Origin of the sequence: Streptomyces sp. Je 1-332, from assembly GCF_040730185.1 — a bacterium.
Taxonomy (GTDB): Bacteria; Actinomycetota; Actinomycetes; order Streptomycetales; family Streptomycetaceae; genus Streptomyces.
The window spans coordinates 2,021,951-2,036,586 of the sequence record NZ_CP160402.1; the positions used below are offsets into that span (position 1 = coordinate 2,021,951).

14 protein-coding genes are annotated in these 14,636 nt (G+C 71.6%); 7 read left to right on the plus strand and 7 right to left on the minus strand.

Going from position 1 to position 14,636, the window contains the following annotated elements; genetic code table 11:
* Nucleotides 1-80 precede the first annotated feature (80 nt).
* A complete protein-coding gene (locus ABXJ52_RS09405; protein WP_367040867.1) occupies nucleotides 81-812 on the minus strand; it encodes a VIT1/CCC1 transporter family protein in 732 nt (243 codons plus the stop codon).
* 235 nt (nucleotides 813-1,047) lie between these two features.
* Here ABXJ52_RS09405 and ABXJ52_RS09410 point away from each other — a divergent pair, with 235 nt between their 5' ends.
* The 7 genes from ABXJ52_RS09410 (at nucleotide 1,048) to ABXJ52_RS09440 (ending at nucleotide 8,777) form a co-directional block, all read left to right on the plus strand.
* Entirely contained in the window at nucleotides 1,048-2,037 is a 990-nt protein-coding gene (locus ABXJ52_RS09410) for an ADP-ribosylglycohydrolase family protein (RefSeq protein WP_367040869.1), read from the plus strand.
* An 86-nt stretch (nucleotides 2,038-2,123) separates the two neighbouring features.
* Nucleotides 2,124-3,338, plus strand: a complete 1,215-nt coding sequence (locus ABXJ52_RS09415) for an ADP-ribosylglycohydrolase family protein (protein ID WP_367040871.1) — start codon at nucleotides 2,124-2,126, stop codon at nucleotides 3,336-3,338.
* Nucleotides 3,298-4,461, plus strand: a complete 1,164-nt coding sequence (locus tag ABXJ52_RS09420) for an ADP-ribosylglycohydrolase family protein (RefSeq protein ID WP_367040873.1) — start codon at nucleotides 3,298-3,300, stop codon at nucleotides 4,459-4,461. Before ABXJ52_RS09415 ends, ABXJ52_RS09420 begins: the two co-directional genes overlap by 41 nt.
* Nucleotides 4,458-5,843 carry an ADP-ribosylglycohydrolase family protein gene (locus ABXJ52_RS09425; protein ID WP_367040875.1) on the plus strand — a complete coding sequence of 462 codons (1,386 nt, stop codon included), beginning with the start codon at nucleotides 4,458-4,460 and terminating at the stop codon, nucleotides 5,841-5,843. The genes ABXJ52_RS09420 and ABXJ52_RS09425 overlap by 4 nt, the downstream gene beginning before the upstream one ends.
* The gene (gene rbsK / locus ABXJ52_RS09430) at nucleotides 5,840-6,763 is read left to right on the plus strand and encodes a ribokinase (protein WP_367040877.1); all 924 of its coding nucleotides are present in this window, start codon (nucleotides 5,840-5,842) and stop codon (nucleotides 6,761-6,763) included. The genes ABXJ52_RS09425 and rbsK overlap by 4 nt, the downstream gene beginning before the upstream one ends.
* Nucleotides 6,760-7,947: a CoA transferase gene (locus ABXJ52_RS09435; RefSeq protein WP_367040879.1), complete on the plus strand. Its 1,188-nt coding sequence runs from the start codon at nucleotides 6,760-6,762 to the stop codon at nucleotides 7,945-7,947. The genes rbsK and ABXJ52_RS09435 overlap by 4 nt, the downstream gene beginning before the upstream one ends.
* Entirely contained in the window at nucleotides 7,944-8,777 is an 834-nt protein-coding gene (locus ABXJ52_RS09440; protein ID WP_367040880.1) for a CoA ester lyase, read from the plus strand. Before ABXJ52_RS09435 ends, ABXJ52_RS09440 begins: the two co-directional genes overlap by 4 nt.
* Before the next feature lie 63 nt (nucleotides 8,778-8,840).
* Here the strand turns inward: ABXJ52_RS09440 and lgt are convergent, their stop codons facing one another.
* The 6 genes from lgt to ABXJ52_RS09470 form a co-directional block, all read right to left on the minus strand.
* A complete protein-coding gene (gene lgt / locus ABXJ52_RS09445) occupies nucleotides 8,841-9,821 on the minus strand; it encodes a prolipoprotein diacylglyceryl transferase (RefSeq protein ID WP_367040882.1) in 981 nt (326 codons plus the stop codon).
* Nucleotides 9,822-9,898: 77 nt separating this feature from the next.
* Complete coding sequence (locus ABXJ52_RS09450; protein WP_367040884.1) at nucleotides 9,899-10,675, minus strand: thioredoxin domain-containing protein; 777 nt, start codon at nucleotides 10,673-10,675, stop codon at nucleotides 9,899-9,901.
* 63 nt (nucleotides 10,676-10,738) lie between these two features.
* Entirely contained in the window at nucleotides 10,739-11,554 is an 816-nt protein-coding gene (trpA, locus tag ABXJ52_RS09455) for a tryptophan synthase subunit alpha (protein WP_367040886.1), read from the minus strand.
* On the minus strand, nucleotides 11,551-12,837 hold the full coding sequence (trpB, locus tag ABXJ52_RS09460) for a tryptophan synthase subunit beta (RefSeq protein WP_367040887.1): 1,287 nt from the start codon (nucleotides 12,835-12,837) through the stop codon (nucleotides 11,551-11,553). Before trpB ends, trpA begins: the two co-directional genes overlap by 4 nt.
* Before the next feature lie 331 nt (nucleotides 12,838-13,168).
* Entirely contained in the window at nucleotides 13,169-13,978 is an 810-nt protein-coding gene (gene trpC, locus ABXJ52_RS09465) for an indole-3-glycerol phosphate synthase TrpC (RefSeq protein ID WP_367040889.1), read from the minus strand.
* 185 nt (nucleotides 13,979-14,163) lie between these two features.
* Nucleotides 14,164-14,607, minus strand: a complete 444-nt coding sequence (locus ABXJ52_RS09470; RefSeq protein ID WP_367040891.1) for a DUF2752 domain-containing protein — start codon at nucleotides 14,605-14,607, stop codon at nucleotides 14,164-14,166.
* Between the last annotated feature and the right edge of the window lie 29 nt (nucleotides 14,608-14,636).

Below are 14,636 nucleotides of genomic sequence, written 5' to 3' on the forward strand. Positions count from 1 at the left end.
GGCTCATGCCCGGTGGTCATGGATTCGAAACCGCCGAGTAACGGCTAGTTATGCAGGGCCCCGCATAGGACTGCAAGGGTTCATCCTACGGCGGTACCGAACAAGCTGCCCAGGGCGTACGTCACACCGGCCGCCGCTCCGCCGAGCGCGAGCTGCCGAAGTCCGCTGAACCACCAGGATCGCGCGGTCACCTTCGCCACAACGGCACCGCAGGCGAAGAGCCCGACGAGCGCGAGCAGCAGCGCGGGCCAGAAGGTGTCGGCGCCGAGCAGATACGGCAGTACGGGAAGCAGGGCGCCGAGCGCGAAGGCACCGAAGGAGGAGACCGCGGCGACGGTCGGCGAGGGCAGATCGCCGGGGTCGATGCCCAGCTCCTCGCGCGCGTGGATCTCCAGGGCCTGCTCCGGGTCCTTGGACAGCTGCCGGGCGACCTCACGGGCCAGGCCCGGCTCGACGCCGCGCGAGACGTAGAGCGCGGCGAGCTCCCGCTCCTCGTCCGCCGGGTGCTTGCGCAACTCCCGCCGCTCCACGTCGAGTTCGGCCTGGACGAGCTCACGCTGCGAGGCGACGGAGGTGTACTCACCGGCGGCCATGGAGAAGGCGCCCGCGGCGAGACCGACCAGACCCGTGACGACGATGGTCTGCTGCGAGACGGCTCCGCCCGCGACACCGGTCATCAGGGCCAGGTTGGACACCAGGCCGTCCATGGCGCCGAAGACTGCGGGCCGCAGCCAGCCGCCGTTGACGTCGCGGTGGGTGTGGTTGTCGCGGTGCGCCTCGTGCAGTACCGCTTCGGTCTCGATGATCGCCATGGTGAGCCCCCTCAGTGCTTGGACGATCTCGAAAGTACGCGCGAAAAATCGCTCTCGCCAGCAAGGAAGGCCGTACTTACCTGCGCTTGTGCGCATGTGAAAGTGCCGGGAACGGGGGTTCCTCGAACCGGTGAGCGCATGGGGCGGAGGGGTGACGTCGACGGTCCGGATGCTCGCGTCGGGGGTGCCGCGTGGCAGGGATATCCGCAACGTCTCGGCATCACGGAGGCACGGCATGACGAGCTCGACCGGTGTGACAGGAGTGACCGGCCTGAGAGAGCGGGCGCGTGGCGCCCTTCTCGGCCTCGCGGTCGGCGACGCGCTGGGCGCGCCCGCCGAGAACATGAAGCCCTCCGAGATCCGCCGCCGCTGGGGACGCATCACCGGATACGTCGCCGAGCACCCCTCGGGCACGGACGACACCGAGTACGCGATCTTCTCCGGGCTCCTCCTGGCCCGGCACGGCTCCGCGCTGACCGTCGCGCACGTCGAGGCCGCCTGGCACGAGTGGATCGCAGACCTCGACGAGGGCCCCTTCCGGGGTGCCGGCTTCAGCGAACGCGGCACGCTGGAGAACCTGCGCCGTGGCCTCGCGGCGCCCATCTCGGCGCAGCACCGGCACGCGTGGAGCGACGGCCTCGCGATGCGGGCCGCGCCGTTCGGGGTCTTCGCCGCGGCAGAGCCCGCCGAAGCCGCCCGGCTCGTCGCGATCGACGGCTCCGTCAGCCATGACGGCGAGGGCATCTACGGCGGACAGGCGGTGGCCGCGGGGGTCGCGGCGGCGATGGACGGGGCGCCGGTGGACTCCGTGGTGACCGCGGCCCTGTCCGTCATCCCGGAGGACTGCTGGACCTCCCGCTCGCTGCGGCGGGCGGTGGCGGCGGCTCCTCGCGGCGAACGCGCGGTCCGCTCCGCGGTGGTGATCGGCGGCTACCCCTGGACCGACCTCGCCCCCGAGGCGGTGGGTCTCGCCTTCGGGGCGTACGCGGCGGCCTCCGGGGAGTTCTCCGGTGCGGTGCTCACCGCCGTGAACATGGGGCGGGACGCGGATACGACTGCCGCGGTCGCTGGGGCGCTGGCGGGGGCGACGTGTGGCGCCTCCGCGATCCCACCTCCATGGGCGGCCGCGATCGCCCCGGCGCGGGGCAGTTGCCTTCCCTCGATGCGGGGGCATCACGTGCTGGACGTGGCGGAGTTGCTTGTTTCTGACCTGGGGGTCTCATGACGGAGAACAAGCCCGCCGCTTCGCGGCGGATCTCCCCCACCCACCCACCCGTTTACCCCGCAGCTGCTCCCGCTGCTGTGCCCACGATGCAGGGTGCAGATCAACAAGGCGTCCAGCAAAGCGAGGCATCCGCAAGTCACATCGAGGGCCTCCTCCTAGGCCTCGCGGCAGGCGACGCCGCAGGCTGGCCCGCAGCCAAGCACCGCGCAGCCCGCATGCCCGAGTGGACAAGAAGACTCACCCGCGAACTGGACACCTTCGCCGAGCAGAACGCGACGACCACCCTCCCCGTCCCCATCGCGCTCAATCAACCCCCGGAACCCCTCCGCCTCGGCCCTTCGGACGACGCCGAATGGGCGGCCTTCGCCGCCGAGTCACTGCTCCGCGCGGCGGACGGAACGCTCGACCCCCAGCTGTCCCGGGACCGCCGGGTCCGCGCGGCCCTCGACCTGGCCTGGAACACCCTCGCCAGTGAAATCGCCGCGGCAGCGGCCCGCGCCCCCGAGGTCGAGTCCGCGGTACTCCCCCTCCGCGCCCGCATCTCCGTACGCGCGGGCCTCGGCAATCTCGCCACCGGCCTGCGCCCGCCCGCCACCGGCCACGACAACCCCCACTTCTTCGACGACGCCGCCTGCGTACGCGCCTGCGTCCTCGCCCTCGTCCACCCGGGCGACCCCGAACAGGCCGCCGCCCTCGCCGAGTTCGATGCCCGCTACACCCAGGACGGCGACGGCGTGCACGGCGCCCGCGCCATGGCCGCGGCGATCGCGGCGGCGCTCGGTGGCGCCGACGTCGAGACGACCGTGGACGCCGCCCTCGCCCAGCTCCCGGAGCACACCGAGATCGGCCGCAACGCCTGGCACGCCGTGAAGCTCGCCCGCACCCAGACCACCGAGGACGGAGCCTTCGGTCTAGTCCCGCTCCTGGAACACCAGATCGTCGACCACGTCTACAGCTACGGCATCGCCGCCGCCGAGACCGTCCCGGTCGCCCTCGCCCTGACCACCGCGGCCCGCGGCCGCATCCGCGACGCGGTGCCCGCCGCGGCCTGCCTCTCCCGCGTCGCGGACTCCGCCCCCGCCCTGGCCGGCGCGCTGACCGGCGCGCTCGGCACGGCCACCGCCATCCCCGACTCCTGGCGCGACGCCTGCCGCACCCTCTCCGGCTGCGCGCTCCCCCGCCTCGCGGGCACCGACCTGGTGGAACTCGCCGGGCACCTGGCAGCCACGGAACTGACCGCTCCGGGAGGACAATTCCGGCATGAAGGCATCAATGGAACCAACGGGCCCGGATCTCCCTGACCGCATCACCGCATGTCTGGTGGGAGCGGCGGTCGGCGATGCCATCGGCGGCCCCGTCGAGGGTTACTCCCCCGAGCAGATCGTCGAACGGCACGGCGGCCGCGTACACGGCATCGTCGGCCCCTGGAACGGCGACCAGTGGCGTACCGCCCGCCCCATCGCGCCGTACCACAAGGGTGATGGACACATCACCGACGACACCTTGATGACGCACGCGCTCATCCGCGTGTACGCCATCGTCCGCGACCACCTGGACGCCTACGCGGTGGCCGACCACCTGGTCCCCGACCTCATGACGAACCCCCGCTGGATCCCGGAGATGGAGACGGAGACCATCCCGCTCCACCGCGTCTTCCTCGCCGAGAAGTGGATCGTCGCGCGCCTCCACTACGGCCACGTCGACCCGCGCGAGGCGGGCACCGGAAACATCGTCAACTGCGGTGCGGCGATGTACATGGCACCGGTCGGTCTGGTCAACGCGGCGAACCCGGAGGGCGCGTACGCCGAGGCCCTCGACATCGCGGGCGCGCACCAGTCCTCGTACGGACGTGAGGCGGCCGCGGTCTTCGCCGCGGCGGTGGCGGCGGCCTGCACGCCGGGCGCGACGCCGACTTCGGTGATCGACACCGCCCTCTCCCTCGCGAAGGACGGAACGCGGGCGGCGATCGAGTCGGCGGTCGAAGTGGCCTCCCACCACCGGGACTTCGAGTCGGCGCTCGACCCGCTGCGCACCGCCGTCATCCCCTTCGACACGGTCGGCCCGGACTACCGCGCCCCGTCCCTCGGCGCCCGCCGCCCCTCCCGCCTGCACTCCATCGAGGAACTCCCGATCGCGCTCGGCATGCTCCTGGTGGGCGACGGCGACTACCGCCACACGGTGCTCGGCTCGGTCAACTACGGCCGTGACTGCGACTCCATCGCGACCATGAGCGGCGCACTCGCGGGCGCCCTCGGCTCGGAGGCCCCGCCCGAGTGGTCGAAGACGGTCGCGGAGGCGAGCCGCCTGGACCTGCACGCCCCCGCGGCGACGCTCGCGGAGGTCACCCGGGAGATCTTCACCCGAGACGTACGACGCCGCCGAGCCCACGAGGCGGCATACGCGGCCCTGACGGCCACCCCATGATCCGCCTCACCTGGGTCCAGCCGGAGGACTTGATCGGCCACGAACTCCGCCAGTCTGAGGAGGAGGGCAAGGACGTCAGCTCCGTACGTTCTCGCTGGCTGAAGGCAGGCGGCCACCTGGCGCCACCAAGAGCAGGCGCGTCCCCGACACCCCCCGCTCCCCACCTACGGGCTCTGGCGGAGGAACTCCTGACCGAACTGTCCCAGCCGCCATCGTTGTGCCCACCCGCACCAGTGAACAAGGCCCCGCTGCAGGCGGTTTCGGGAAGGGGCGGGCTTGGGGAAAAAGAAGCCCTACGTCACCGCCTGCACGCCGCCTGGCTAGGCAGAGCAGCAGGCTGCCTCCTGGGCAAGCCGGTAGAAAAGCTCCCGCTGGAAGCCATCCGCAGCCTCGCCAAAGCAACAGGCAACTGGCCCCTATGCACCTGGTTCACGGAAAAGGGCCTCCCCCAGGACCTCAAGAACACCCACCCCTGGAACAAACGCTCCGCGCACACCTCCCTCGCCGAGAACATCGACGGCATGCCGGAGGACGACGACCTCAACTACCCCCTCCTCAACCTCCGCCTGCTCCAACGCCACGGCAAGGACTTCACCACCACGGACGTGGCAAGGCTCTGGCTGGACGAGCTCCCCGCGGCCCGCACCTTCACCGCCGAACGCATCGCCTACCGCAACCTCCTCACCGGTATCGAGCCCCCGCACACCGCCACCCACCACAACCCGTTCCGCGAATGGATCGGCGCCCTGATCCGCGCCGACGTCCACGGCTGGACGAACCCGGGCGCACCCACGGCCGCCGCCGGCCAGGCCCGCCGCGACGCAAGCCTCAGCCACACCGCCAACGGCGTGTACGGCGCGATGTTCGCGGCGGCCACCATCGCGGAGGCGGCGGCGGGCACCGGAGACGTCCACCACTGCCTGCGCACGGGACTGACCGTCGTACCGCGGGACTCACGCCTGGCCCACGCGATCCACCACGGCATCCAACTGGCCCAAAGCACACAGCACTTCGACGACGTCGTGGACGACCTGCACGCCGCCCACGGCCACCACCACTGGGTACACGTCATCCCCAACGCCGCCCTCCTGTCCGCCGCCCTCACCCACGCCGACGGCGACTTCACAGGCTCCATCACCCGTGCCGTGTCCGGCGGCTGGGACACCGACTCGAACGGCGCTACCGCCGGTTCGATCGCGGGCCTGCTCGCGGGCCACCCGGGCGCGCTGCCCGACCGCTGGACCTCCCCGCTCAAGAACCGCCTGGCCAGCTCCGTCCCCGGCTTCGACGGCATCGGCTTCGACACCCTCGCCGACCTCACCACCGAACTCGCCGCACCATCCGAACTCGCCCAGGAGACCCAGGAGAGAGCCCACCCATGACCCACATCGCCGTGCTCGGCAGCACGAACATGGACCTCGTCGCGTACGTCAGCAAGGCACCGCAGCTCGGGGAGACCGTCACCGGGCGCGAGTTCCGTACGCTCCCCGGCGGCAAGGGCGCCAACCAGGCCGTCGCCGCGGCCCGCGCGGGCGCCGACGCCGTGTCGATGATCGGCGCGGTCGGCGCCGACGCCTTCGGCACCCAGCTGCGCGCAGCGCTCGAACACTCCGGTGTCGACATCGACCTGCTGCGCACCGTCGACACCGCGGCCACCGGCACCGCGCACATCGTGGTCGACGACGAGGGCGGCAACGCGATCGTCGTCATCCCCGGCGCCAACGGCACGCTCACCGCACTCGCCCCGGGCGACGAGGGCCTGATCGCCTCCGCCGACGCCCTCCTGCTCCAGCTGGAGATCCCCGTCGACGGGGTGCTCGCCGCCGCACAGGCCGCCCGCAGACACGGCGTGCGCACCATCCTCACGCCGGCCCCCGCTCAGCCGCTGCCCCCCGAACTCCTCGACTCCATCGACCTGTTGGTGCCCAACGAGTACGAGGCGGCCACCCTCACCGGCCTGACCGATCCGCACGACGCCGCCCGTTCGCTCCTCTCCCAGGTCCCCGAAGTCGTCATCACACTCGGCTCACGCGGCAGCCTGTACGCGGCCAGGGGCGCCGAGCCGGTCATGGTCGAGGCCCCGCACGTCACCGCCGTCGACACGACCGGCGCGGGCGACACCTTCGTCGGCACCCTCGCGGTGGCGCTGGCAGAAGGGGGCTCCGTGGCGGACGCGCTCACCTGGGCGTCATCGGCCGCCGCGCTCTCCGTCCAGCGCCCGGGGGCGTCGTCGTCCATGCCGTTCCGCTCCGAGATCGACACCCAGGCGAACGGCTTCCGGACGAACGGCACCACGTCATGACGGCTCCCCTCAGCGGCCTCCGCGTCCTCGACCTGGCGACGCTCTTCGCAGGTCCGCTCGCCGCGACGATGCTCGGCGACTTCGGAGCGGAAGTCATCAAGGTCGAGCATCCGCGGAGGCCCGACCCGTCCCGTGGGCACGGCCCGTCGAAGGACGGCGTCGGCCTCTGGTGGAAGATCCTCGGCCGCAACAAGCGCACGATGACGCTCGACCTCTCCACACCCGGCGGCCGCGAGACCCTGCTGCGCCTGGCCTCGACGGCGGACGTGGTCGTCGAGAACTTCCGCCCGGGGACCCTGGAGAAGTGGGACCTCGGCTGGGAGGAGCTGAGCGGGGTGAACCCCCGCCTCGTCCTGACCCGCGTCACGGGCTTCGGCCAGTTCGGCCCCTACTCCCGCCGCCCCGGCTTCGGCACCCTCGCGGAGGCGATGAGCGGTTTCGCCGCGATCACCGGCGAGCCGGACGGGCCGCCCACCCTGCCGCCCTTCGGGCTCGCCGACTCCATCGCGGGCCTCGCGACGGCGTACGCGGTGATGACGGCGCTCGCGGCCCGTGACCGGACGGGCAAGGGGCAGGTGGTGGACATGGCGATCATCGAACCGATCCTCACGGTCCTCGGCCCGCAGCCGCTCTGGTACGACCAGCTCGGCCACGTCCAGCCCCGCACCGGCAACCGCTCCACCAACAACGCGCCCCGCAACACCTACCGTACGGCGGACGGCAGTTGGGTCGCGGTCTCCACGTCCGCCCAGTCGATCGCGGAGCGCGTGATGCGCCTGGTGGGCCGCCCGGAGCTGATCTCCGAGCCCTGGTTCACGACGGGCGCGGACCGCGCGGCCCACGCGGACGAGCTCGACGGGGCGGTCGGCGCCTGGATCGCCCTGCACACCCGCGCCGAGGTGATCGAGGCCTTCGAGAAGGCGGAGGCCGCGGTCGCTCCCATCCAGGACGTACGCGACGTGATGACCGATCCCCAGTACGCGGCCCTGGACACCGTCACCACGGTCGACGACCCGGAGCTCGGCCCGCTGCGCATGCAGAACGTCCTGTTCCGCCTCTCCGAGACGCCGGGCTCGATCGGCTGGGCGGGTCGCCCCCATGGAGCGGACACGGCGGAGGTCCTGACCGAACTGGGCCTGACGGAAGGGGAGATCGCGGGCCTGCGCAAGGAGGGCGCCCTGTGAAGGAGACGCCGCTGACCTGGCTGTACGCGCCCGGAGACCGGCCGTCCGTCGTGGCGAAGGCGCTGCTCGCGGGCGCCGACGCCGTCATCGTCGACCTGGAGGACGCGGTCGGGCCCGACCGCAAGGCGTACGCGCGCGCGGCGACGGCCGAGCTGCTCTCCGAGACTCCCGCCGTCCCGGTCCACGTCCGCGTGAACGCCCTGGACGGTCCGCTTGCCGAGGCCGACCTCGGGGCGATCGCGCACCTCCCCGGGGTGTCCGGTCTCCGTCTGCCCAAGGTGACCTGCCCCGCCGACGTCGTACGCGTCGCGGAGCGCTCCGCTCCGGCGGACGGCGGCGCCCCCGCCCTGCACGCCCTGATCGAATCGGCCCTGGGCCTGGAGCACGCCTTCGCCATCGCCACCGCGCACCCGGCCCTGCGCGGCGTCTCCATCGGCGAGGCGGATCTCCGTGCGGACCTGGGGGTACGTGACGACGCGGGCCTCGACTGGCCCCGTGCGCGCGTGGTGGTGGCCGCCCGGGCCGCGGGCCTGGCACCGCCCGCCCAGTCGGTGTACGCCGACATCCGTGACATCGAGGGCCTGGCGGCGTCCTGCGCGCACGGCCGTTCCCTGGGTTTCCTCGGCCGTGCGGCGATCCACCCCCGCCAGCTCCCGGCCATCGAACGCGCCTACCTCCCCACCCCGGAGGAGATCGACCACGCCGAGCAGATCGTCAAGGCATCGACGACGGAGGAGGGCGCCCTGGCTCTCCCGGACGGCACCTTCGTGGACAAGGCCGTCGTGGAGGGCGCGCGGCGGGTGCTCGACCTGGCGCGGCGGCGCCCATAGCGATGGGGCCACCAGATCCGTGATCCGGTGGCCCCATCGACGTACGCGACGGCAGAGAGCGCGTCAGCCCTTCTTGGCGGACTCGGCTCCGGCTCCGTCCTTGCCCTTGTCCTTGTCGCCGTCTTCGTCCTTGACCTTGTCCGGGTCCGTGTCGGCGTCCTTGGACAGGTCGGTCCTCGCCTTGTCCTCGTCCTTGGGCGACTCGCCCGGCGAGTCAACCTCGCCGTCCGGCGCGGGCTCGACGATCTCCTCGCGCCCGGGGCGCTTCTTCGCGGAGAGCACGAAGTACACGACGGCGAGCACGAACACCGCGATGGCGGTCCAGACGTTCAGGCGCAGTCCGAGCACGTGGTGCGCGTCGTCGACCCGCATGTACTCGATCCAGCCGCGGCCTGCGCAGTACGAGGCGACGTACAGGGCGAACGCCCGGCCGTGGCCCAGCTTGAAGCGGCGGTCGGCCCAGATGACCAGGAAGCCCACACCGATGCACCAGAGGGACTCGTAGAGGAACGTCGGGTGGTACGTGCCGGGTACCCGGCCGTCCTCCGCCGACGTGATCTTCAGGGCCCACGGCAGATCCGTGGCCTTGCCGTACAGCTCCTGGTTGAACCAGTTGCCCCAGCGGCCGATCGCCTGGGCGAAGGCGATGCCGGGGGCGAGGGCGTCGGCCCAGGCGGGCAGCGGGATGCCGCGCCGGCGACAGCCGATCCAGGCACCGACCGCGCCGAACGCGATCGCGCCCCAGATACCGAGGCCGCCCTCCCAGATCTTGAAGGCGTCCACCCAGTCACGGCCGTCGCTGAAGTACAGCTGGTAGTCCGTGATCACGTGGTAGAGACGCCCGCCGACGAGGCCGAACGGCACGGCCCAGACGGAGATGTCGGCCACGGTGCCTGGACGGCCCCCGCGAGCGATCCACCGCTTGTTGCCGAGCCAGACGGCGACGAAGACGCCGATGATGATGCAGAACGCGTAGCCGCGCAGCGGAATGGGTCCGAGTTCGACCACACCGCGCGACGGGCTGGGAATGAAGGCAAGGTCCATGGCAGGTCCGACGCTACCGTGCCGGGTGGTGCCCGAGGCAACCAGCCCGGCTACGTCTCCATAACAGGACCTCACCGCTAGCCCTTGCTGGCTGCTTCGACCTTCGCCTTCAGCTTCGCCGGGGTCAGCGGGTTCTTCTGGTCGGCGAAGATGTTCTTGCCGTCGAGCAGCACGCTCGGCGTGCCCTGCAGGCCCGCCTCCTGGAAGGCCTTGTTCGACTTCTGGGCCCAGCTGTCGTGCTTGCCGTCGTCCACGCACTTCTTGAAGGTGTCGTTGACGAGCCCGTCCACCTTGCCCGCGAGCTCGATCAGCTTGCTGTTCTTGCTGAACGCGTCGTCCGCCTCCGGCGGCTGGTTCATGAACAGCACGTCGTGGTACGGCGTGAACTTCCCGGCGTCCTGGGCGCAGGCCGCGGCGTTCGCCGCGCGCAGGGAGCCGCTGCCGCCCATGTTCCCGTCGATGATCGTCGCCAGGTGGTACTCGACCTTGAGCTGTCCCTTGCCGGTGAGCTCGTGGATCGTCTTGCGGTACATGTCCTCGAACTGCTTGCAGGCGGGGCAGCGGAAGTCCTCCCAGATGGTGAGGGTGGACTTGGCGCCGGCCTTGCCGACGGGGATGGCGAGCTGATCCTCACCGGTCGCCCCCTTGGGGACCGACAAGGGACCCGAAGTATCTTTGTCGTCACCCGAGTTGGCAGCGACCAGACCGGCCACGGCGGCGAGCGCGAGCACGCCCACGACGGCGGCACTCACGATCAACACCCTGCGCTGCTTGTCCCGCGACTTCTGCCGCTCTCGCTCTTCCGCCAGCCGGTCGCGGGCCGCGCGCTTTCCCTCACGGTTCTTCTCGCTCACACCCCGCCAACGAACCGGGGAGGCACGAGCATGCCTCCCCGGTCCCAGGTCCACCCGTACGAGTTACGCGTTGCCGCGGACTCCCTGGGCGAGATCACTCGCGAGCGTGCGTACGGCGTCCAGTCCTGCCGCCTCGTCCTCGGCGTCCAGCATCCGCTGCACGAAGGCCGAGCCGACGATCACGCCGTCGGCGAAGCCGGCGACCTCGGCGGCCTGGCGGGCGTTGGAGACCCCGAGGCCGACGCAGACCGGCAGCTCGGTGGTGGCCTTGGTACGCCGCACCAGTTCCTGCGCCTGCTCGCCCACGGACTCACGGGTGCCCGTGACGCCCATCAGGGACGCCGCGTACACGAAGCCGGAACCGGCCGCGGTGATGGTGGCGAGGCGCTCGTCCTTGCTGCTCGGCGCGACGACGAAGACCGTCGCGAGGCCGTGCTTCTCGGCGTGCTCCCTCCACAGGCCCGACTCCTGGACGGGCAGGTCGGGCAGGATGCACCCGGCGCCGCCCGCCTCGGCGAGCTCGGCGGTGAAGCGCTCGACGCCGTAGCGGTCGATGGGGTTCCAGTACGTCATGACGAGCACGGGCTTGCCCGTGGCCGCGTGGGCCTCGCGGACCGTGCGCATCACGTCGGCGATCTTCAGGCCCGCCTTGAGCGCGATGTCGTCGGCGGTCTGGATGACGGGACCGTCGAGGACCGGGTCGCTGTGCGGAAGGCCGACCTCCACGACGTCGGCGCCGCCGTCGAAGACGGCCTTGATGGCCGCGATGCCGCCGTCCACGGTCGGGAACCCGGCCGGGAGGTAGGCGATGAGGGCGGAGCGCCCCTCGGCCTTGGCGGCCGCGAGGGTGTCGTCCAACAGACTGATGTTGCCGCTCACTTGGCGTCCCCCTCGATCTCCGCGGCGTCTCCTGCCGCGTCCGCCGCGACGGCGGCGTCCGTGTCGTACAGGCCGAAGTAACGGGCGGCCGTGTCCATGTCCTTGTCGCCGCGCCCGGACAGGTTGATGATGATCAGCCCGTCCTTGCCCAGCTCCTTGCCGACCTCAAGAGCCCCGGCGAGCGCGTGGGCGCTCTCGATGGCCGGAATGATGCCCTCGGTGCGCGACAGGAGGCGCAGCGCCTGCATGGCCGCGTCGTCGGTGACGGCGCGGTACTCGCCGCGGCCGCTGTCCTTGAGGTAGGCGTGCTCGGGGCCGATGCCCGGGTAGTCGAGCCCGGCGGAGATCGAGTAGGGCTCGGTGATCTGCCCTTCCTCGTCCTGGAGGACGTAGGACCGCGAGCCGTGCAGGATGCCCGGCTCCCCGGCGGTCAGCGTGGCCGCGTGCTCGCCGGTCTCGACGCCGTGCCCTGCGGGCTCGCAGCCGATGAGCCGGACGTCCGCGTCCGGGATGAAGGCGTGGAAGAGGCCGATGGCGTTCGAGCCGCCGCCCACGCACGCGACGGCGGCGTCGGGGAGGCGTCCGGCGCGCTCGATGATCTGGCGCCGCGCCTCCACGCCGATGACGCGGTGGAAGTCGCGCACCATGGCGGGGAAGGGGTGCGGTCCCGCCACGGTCCCGAAGAGGTAGTGCGTGCGGTCGACGTTGGCCACCCAGTCGCGGAACGCCTCGTTGATGGCGTCCTTCAGGGTCCTGCTACCGGACTTCACGGCGATGACCTCGGCGCCGAGCATGCGCATGCGGGCCACGTTCAGGGCCTGGCGCTCGGTGTCGATCTCGCCCATGTAGATGGTGCATTCGAGGCCGAAGAGCGCGCAGGCGGTGGCGGTGGCGACGCCGTGCTGTCCGGCGCCGGTCTCCGCGATCACGCGGGTCTTGCCCATGCGCTTGGTGAGCAGGGCCTGGCCGAGCACGTTGTTGATCTTGTGCGAGCCGGTGTGGTTCAGGTCCTCGCGCTTGAGGAAGACGCGGGCGCCGCCGGCGTGCTCGGCGAAACGGGGAACCTCGGTGAGGCTGCTGGGCCGTCCCGTGTAGTTGACCAGAAGGTCGTCGAGCTCGCGGGCGAACTCGGGGTCGTTCTTGGCCTTGTCGTACTCGACGGCCACTTCATCCACGGCGGCGACGAGGGCCTCCGGGATGAATTTGCCGCCGAACGCGCCGAAGTAGCCTTCGGCGCTGGGGACTTGACCCTCCGGGTCGGGGTGGAAGTACTCGCTGGACATGCCTCTACCTCACATGGCGGGAATGGGTGATCTGCGTTGCGATCGCCCCCGCCAGGGGCGCGGGGAACTGCGCGAGCAAGCCCCACCGGGGTGAGGACGGCTACGCGCCGTGAAGGGCAGACGATTCGTCCGGCCGACGCGACGCCGTGGCTGGTCGCGCAGTTCCCCGCGCCCCTGACGGGGCGCTCGGCCATCGCATCCCGTTCACCTGACCCGGTTCATCTCCGATGACGTACCGCACCCTGCGACCCCGCACGCGCCGCGCAGGCGCCCGGCAGCCGCGGGGGCGGCAACCGGGTGCGAGGCGGGCGAAGGCGGTCATCGGGAGAGGTCAGCTCCGCCCGTGCCGGAGGGCAGGATGCGCACCCGCGGCGACCAGGTCGGAGACCGCGCCCTTCGGGTCGCGGCCGGTCACCAGGGACTCGCCCACGAGCACCGCGTCGGCGCCCGCGTTGGCGAACGCGATGAGGTCGTGCGGCCCGCGCACACCGGACTCGGCGATCTTGACGACGTCGTCCGGCAGCTCGGGCGCGACGCGCTCGAAGGTGGAGCGGTCGACCTTCAGGGTCTTGAGGTCGCGGTTGTTGACGCCGATGATCCGCGCGCCCGCGTCCACGGCCCGCTCGGCCTCGTCCTCGTCGTGCACCTCGACGATCGGCGTGAGGCCGATCGAATGGGCGCGCTCGATGAGCGACTCCAGGGCGGGCTGCTCCAGGGCGGCGACGATCAGCAGGACGAGGTCGGCGCCGTACGCCCGCGCCTCCCACAGCTGGTACGAGGTGACGATGAAGTCCTTGCGGAGCACCGGGATGTCGACCTTGGCGCGGACGGCCTCCAGGTCGGCGAGCGATCCGCCGAAGCGGCGCTCCTCGGTGAGCACGGAGATGACGGCCGCGCCGCCCGCCTCGTAGTCGGCGGCGAGCCCGGCCGGGTCGGCGATCGCGGCGAGCGCGCCCTTGGACGGGCTGGAGCGCTTGACCTCACAGATGACCTTGACGCCGTCGCCGCGCAGGGCGGCGACCCCGTCCTTGGCCGCAGGAGCCTTCGCCGCGCGCTCCTTGAGCTCGTCGAGGCTGACGCGCGCCTGCCGTTCCGCGAGGTCGGCACGGACTCCGTCGATGATCTCGTCGAGCACACTCACGCGAGCGGCCCCCTTCCCTGACGGTGAAGCTGCTGTTTGAACCTCAAGCTGTTCGGCTGCCTCATCAGGCATTTCCGATGGTCACTGCGATGGTATCCGCAGGAGGGCGAAGGCCCCGCATCCGGTTGACGCCAGTCCCACGACCTGGACACCTCACACCCCGGCCACCTGGGCTTTCTCGGCATTCAGGGATGCAGCCATGCCCCGAACGGCAGATTGCGTACGAGGGTGAAAACCGCGATAAGGACCCCGATCCCGTACAGATGTACGGACCCCAACTCGATCCGCAGCGGTCGTCCGCGCGCCGCGCGGGCCGCCCAGAGAGTCCACAGGAGCGCGAAGACACCGAACCCGACGACGGCGAGGGCATTGGCGCCGAGTGCCGTCGTGAAGTCGCCGTGGACGACGGCGTGGGCACTGCGCAGTCCGCCGCAGCCGGGGCAGAACACGCCGGTGAGCCGCAGCAGCGGGCAGGCGGGGTAGTGGCCGGGCTCGTTCGGGTCGACCGCCCCCACGTAGGCGAAGGCGGCGATCACCGAGCCGAGCACGCCGACGGGCACGGCGAGGCGCCGCAGTGCGGGGCCGACGGCCGGAGCCGCGCTCTCGGGTTCAGCGTTCACCCGACGCATTGTGCCCTTCGGCGGCGGCCCGTGCCCGG

Excerpts from the sequence above, each read along its gene's own strand:
- ABXJ52_RS09470 (WP_367040891.1), bottom strand. The coding sequence starts at position 14,607 with ATGCGTCGGGTGAACGCTGAACCCGAGAGCGCGGCTCCGGCCGTCGGC.
- ABXJ52_RS09415 (WP_367040871.1), top strand. The coding sequence starts at position 2,124 with ATGCAGGGTGCAGATCAACAAGGCGTCCAGCAAAGCGAGGCATCCGCA.
- trpB (WP_367040887.1), bottom strand. The coding sequence starts at position 12,837 with ATGTCCAGCGAGTACTTCCACCCCGACCCGGAGGGTCAAGTCCCCAGC.
- ABXJ52_RS09405 (WP_367040867.1), bottom strand. The coding sequence starts at position 812 with ATGGCGATCATCGAGACCGAAGCGGTACTGCACGAGGCGCACCGCGAC.
- ABXJ52_RS09410 (WP_367040869.1), top strand. The coding sequence starts at position 1,048 with ATGACGAGCTCGACCGGTGTGACAGGAGTGACCGGCCTGAGAGAGCGG.
- ABXJ52_RS09420 (WP_367040873.1), top strand. The coding sequence starts at position 3,298 with ATGAAGGCATCAATGGAACCAACGGGCCCGGATCTCCCTGACCGCATC.
- rbsK (WP_367040877.1), top strand. The coding sequence starts at position 5,840 with ATGACCCACATCGCCGTGCTCGGCAGCACGAACATGGACCTCGTCGCG.
- ABXJ52_RS09435 (WP_367040879.1), top strand. The coding sequence starts at position 6,760 with ATGACGGCTCCCCTCAGCGGCCTCCGCGTCCTCGACCTGGCGACGCTC.
- ABXJ52_RS09425 (WP_367040875.1), top strand. The coding sequence starts at position 4,458 with ATGATCCGCCTCACCTGGGTCCAGCCGGAGGACTTGATCGGCCACGAA.
- lgt (WP_367040882.1), bottom strand. The coding sequence starts at position 9,821 with ATGGACCTTGCCTTCATTCCCAGCCCGTCGCGCGGTGTGGTCGAACTC.